Origin of the sequence: Parvibaculum sp. (assembly GCF_049672805.1) — a bacterium.
In the GTDB taxonomy this organism is placed as follows: Bacteria; Pseudomonadota; Alphaproteobacteria; order Parvibaculales; family Parvibaculaceae; genus Parvibaculum.
Genome location: NZ_JBATWS010000231.1, coordinates 1 through 4372, shown reverse-complemented (window position 1 = coordinate 4372; position 4372 = coordinate 1). Strand labels below are relative to the sequence as shown.

The 4372-nt window shown below is 60.7% G+C and carries 3 protein-coding genes; all 3 read left to right on the top strand.

All coding sequences use genetic code 11. The annotated features are described in order from the left end of the window. Positions 1-297: 297 nt before the first annotated feature. Complete coding sequence (locus tag WBF74_RS07435; protein WP_424437506.1) at positions 298-2034, top strand: N-acyl-D-amino-acid deacylase family protein; 1737 nt, start codon at positions 298-300, stop codon at positions 2032-2034. Between the two features lie 158 nt (positions 2035-2192). Continuing rightward, complete coding sequence (locus WBF74_RS07430) at positions 2193-2786, top strand: hypothetical protein (RefSeq protein ID WP_424437503.1); 594 nt, start codon at positions 2193-2195, stop codon at positions 2784-2786. A 125-nt stretch (positions 2787-2911) separates the two neighbouring features. Beyond that, positions 2912-3850 carry an NAD(P)H-dependent flavin oxidoreductase gene (locus WBF74_RS07425; protein WP_424437500.1) on the top strand — a complete coding sequence of 313 codons (939 nt, stop codon included), beginning with the start codon at positions 2912-2914 and terminating at the stop codon, positions 3848-3850. Positions 3851-4372: the final 522 nt, after the last annotated feature.

Below are 4372 nucleotides of genomic sequence, written 5' to 3'. Positions count from 1 at the left end.
CCCAGACTGAACGATGCTTCTCCCGGAAATCGTCGGGGAGATAGGGCCAGGGCATCAGGTTGAACCAGGTGAACTTCATGCCGTTTCCTCCTCCGGTGGGGTTGTTTTTTATGTTTGCGCTTCTGGCGCTGTCTCCCACAGATAGTTAGGGTATATACCCTAGCAGTGAAGTTTAGGCATTTCGCTTCAACCCCGCAACGTCAACCATGTGAACGGGTGACGAGATTTCGGAAATCGGCCGGAAGCGGGTTAGCATTAAGGTCAACGAAAAGAAGAACGCGACCGGTGGAGGAAATTATGTCGGAAGTGGATCTCGTAATCCGTGGCGGCACGGTGGTGGATGGATCGGGCGGCGCGCCGCGCGAGGCCGATGTTGCAATCAACAAGGGCGTGATCGTCGCTGTCGGCAAGGTCGATGCGAAGGGCCGTGAAGAAATCGACGCGAAGGGCATGCTCGTCACGCCGGGCTGGGTCGATATCCACACGCATTATGACGGCCAGGTCACATGGGACAGCCATATGACGCCATCTTCCATTCACGGCTCCACAACCGTGGTGATGGGAAATTGCGGTGTCGGCTTCGCCCCCGTCCGCAAGACGGATCACGACCGCCTCATCCGCCTGATGGAAGGCGTGGAAGATATTCCCGGCGCCGCGCTCCATGAAGGGCTTTCGTGGAACTGGGAAAGCTTCGCCGAATATATGAACGAGATCGAAAAACGCCCGCATGATGTGGACGTGGCCGTGCAGGTGCCGCATGGCGCCGTGCGTGTCTATGTCATGGGTGAGCGGGGCGCAAAGCGCGAGGCCGCAACAGACGCTGAAATTGCGCAGATGCGCGAGATCGTGCGCGACGCGATCAAGGCAGGCGCCATCGGCTTCTCGACCTCGCGCACCATTGCCCATCGCACCAGCGATGGCGATCTGACGCCAACCATCGGTGCTGCCGACAAGGAAATGATCGCCATTGCCGAAGGGCTGAAGGAAGCCAATGCAGGCGTGCTGCAATGGGTGTCCGACTTCGCCAATATCGATCAAGAGTTTTCGCTGGTCGAGAAGCTGGTCGAGCTTTCCGGTCGCCCGCTGAGTTTCTCGCTCGTGCAGGCTGACGTTGTACCGAACCAATGGCGTGAGCTTTTGAGCCGCCTCGACAATGCCGCCGCCAGGGGGCTGCCGATCAAGGCGCAGGTGCAGGGCCGGCCGGTCGGTCTGATGCTCGGGCTTCAGGGGTCGGTTCACCCCTTCCTCACTCGGCCGAGCTACCGCGCCATTGCCGACAAGCCGCTGGAAGAGCGTGTCGCCATCATGCGCGACCCGGCCTTCCGCGCGAAGCTTCTCGCCGAAGAGCTTGAGCCGGATCACCCCTTCGTCAATGCGCTCGCGGGTGCCCATCACAAGATGTTTGAACTGGGCAATCCGCCGAATTACGAGCCGGCGCCCGAAGATAGCATCGGCGCCCGCGCAAAGCGCGACGGCGTGAACCCGGACGAGATTGTCTATGACATTCTGACGGCGGATGGCGGCAAGAACTTCCTCTTCTTCCCGCTGCACAATTACTACGAGTTCAACCTCGACAATGCGCTCACCATGATCCGCAATCCGAACACGCTGTTCGGCCTGTCGGATGGCGGCGCGCATGTCGGCGTAATCTGCGATGTGAGCGTGCCGACCTATATGCTCACCCATTGGTGCCGCGACCGCACACGGGGCGAAAGGCTAGATATTCCCTTTGTGGTGAAGAGCCAGACGCGCGACACGGCGGAAGCGGTGGGCCTGCTCGATCGCGGTCTGCTCGCGCCGGGCATGAAGGCGGATGTGAACGTCATCGACTTCGATAATCTGCGCCTGCTGCCGCCGCATATGGTCTATGACCTTCCCTCCGGCGCGCGCCGTCTGATGCAGGAAGCAGAAGGCTATGTCGCAACCATCGTCAGCGGCGAAATCATCTATCGCAATGGCAAGGCAACGGGCGCGCTGCCCGGCAAGCTCGTGCGAGGTCATCAGCCCGCGCCGATGAGGGCGGCTGCCGAGTAATCCCTCTGCGATAGCGATGAAACGGCATGGCCCGCTGTTCACCACAGCGGGCCATGTTGTTTGAGCGCGCGCAGGCTCTTGAAACACGCGCCTAATCGCGTCACTGTAAAATGCCGGAATGGGGATTATCCGGCGACACAACATCGAGGCATTCGATCATGAGCGATACCAATCGCAGAAGGCGCGGCGCAACCGGGCGGACATCAGCAACCCGCAAGAAGGTAGCATCGCGGCGCGTCGGAACGGTTGCACCCGCAGGTGCAGCGCTGCCGGTGGCTCCCGCCGGGATCGCCAAGAAGGCGGTGACCAGCAAGGCAGCTTCCGCCAAGGCCGCGCCCACAAAGGCTGCGCCGAAAAAGCCGGCCGCAAAGAAGGCGACGACGGCCAAGGCTGCCGCTGGAAAGAAGGCGGCTCCCAAAGCGGCGGCACGCAAGCCCGCGGCAAAGAAACCGGCTGCAAGGCTTTCACCGGAAAAGGCAAAGCTGAAGAAGGAGCTTGAGAAGCAGGTCGCCCAGCTTTCCAAAGAAGTGGACAAGGCCGAAAAAGAAGCCCGCAAGGCGCTGAAGGAAACGGAGAAGCGCTATCAGGGGCTTTTGAATCAGCTCAAGGCAGATCGCGCCCGTCTGCGCGCGCGTCTGGCCGACTTTGCAAAGCAGGGCGAGGGCGCCTTTGACGAAATCCGCACCGGGGTGGAAGGAGCCTATAAGGAACTCTCCGAGGCGGTGATCCGGGCATACGGCCACTTCCGCTGAAGCCCTATCGAACAAAACGGACAAGGCGCGACAGGGAAACCCGTCGCGCCTTTTTACTGCCCGGCAACTTGCGCTGCGGGGCCCGCTATGGCCTGCTTCGGCACCAGAAAATGTGGAGGGAAAACATGAACCGCGTGCTCGCCCATACAGGCGCAAAATATCCGATCATTCAGGCTCCGATGGGGTGGATCGCAAGGTCGCAGCTTGCAAGCGCAGTCTGCAAGGCAGGCGGGCTTGGCATCATCGAAACCTCATCCGGCGAGACGGAGGCCTGCAAGGAAGAGATCCGCAAGATGAAGTATCTCACCGATGCGCCTTTCGGCGTGAACCTGCCGATCCGTTTCCTGAAGGATGATGCGATGCTGCGCTTCGTCTGCGAGTCGGGCGTGAAGTTCGTTACGACCTCGGCAGGCAGCCCCGCCAAGTTCATCGCCCCGCTGCATGAGGCGGGCATCGTCGTTTATCACGCCGTGCCGACCGTCGATGCCGCCATGAAATGCGTGGAAGCAGGCGTTGACGGGTTGATCGTGGAAGGCACGGAAGGTGGCGGCTTCAAGAACCCGGAAGAAGTCGGCACGCTGGTGCTGCTTCAGGCCATCCGCGCGAAAAGCGACATTCCGATGGTGGCTGCGGGCGGCATCTGCGACGGCAAGGGCATGGCGGCGGCCTTCGCGCTTGGCGCGGAAGCGGTGCAGATGGGCACGCGCTTCGTGAGCTGCGCCGAAAGCCCGGTGCATCACAATTACAAACAGGCAATCGTCGATGCGAAGGAGACCGGCACCTATGTGCTGAACAAGAAATCGACTCCCTGCATCCGCGCGCTGAAGACCGAGCGTACAGCGGCAATCCATGAAGCGGGGCTGATGCCCGATGACACTTTCGCGCGCATCCTTGATCTCTATTTCGGCGGCGACATGGAAGCGGCGGTCGGGCTGGCAGGACAGACGGCCGGGTTGATCGACCGGGTAAAGACTGCCAAGGAAATCATCGACGACACGATCTCCGAATTTTTCGAGATCACCAGCCGCCTCGGCAATCTCGCATCGGCCCGGAATTTCGGCTGATCCGTTTCAGGACAGAACGCGCGTCATCGCCTTCGGCAGCGGGGAACGTGGGCCGGGGGCGTTGCGCGCGTTATGGAATGAGAGGTTTCGTTTCGAAATCCCTAGCTTTCTGTTGACAGGCGGGGGGCACGCCTCTAAACACGCCCCGAACGCAATCGCACGTGCCACTGGCCAGAGACCGGTTATGTAACGGCGTACGCGTCTCTTTGGACAATTTCGGCGGCATGTCGGGTAAACGGCATCGTTTAATGCCTCCGCCGGGTTTCGAGGGAGATTGCATATGTCCGGTTCCAGTCTGAGGGGCTGACGCCCCGGATCAAGCCGATCGCACATTGCCGACACATTCCCATGTTTCGTTAAAGTGCAAACCGGGCGCGCGACGCCGTCCGTAATCGGTACCCCCCGTATGGTTCACGACGAGCCATCCGCGTTCATCTAGCAACAAATATTCATTGGCCCCGGTGCGGTGCGCAATCGCGTGTCCGCTCGGCAAGTCAGTCCATCTACTGGTTGGGGAGAGGC

Excerpts from the sequence above, each read along its gene's own strand:
- WBF74_RS07435 (WP_424437506.1), top strand. The coding sequence starts at position 298 with ATGTCGGAAGTGGATCTCGTAATCCGTGGCGGCACGGTGGTGGATGGA.
- WBF74_RS07430 (WP_424437503.1), top strand. The coding sequence starts at position 2,193 with ATGAGCGATACCAATCGCAGAAGGCGCGGCGCAACCGGGCGGACATCA.
- WBF74_RS07425 (WP_424437500.1), top strand. The coding sequence starts at position 2,912 with ATGAACCGCGTGCTCGCCCATACAGGCGCAAAATATCCGATCATTCAG.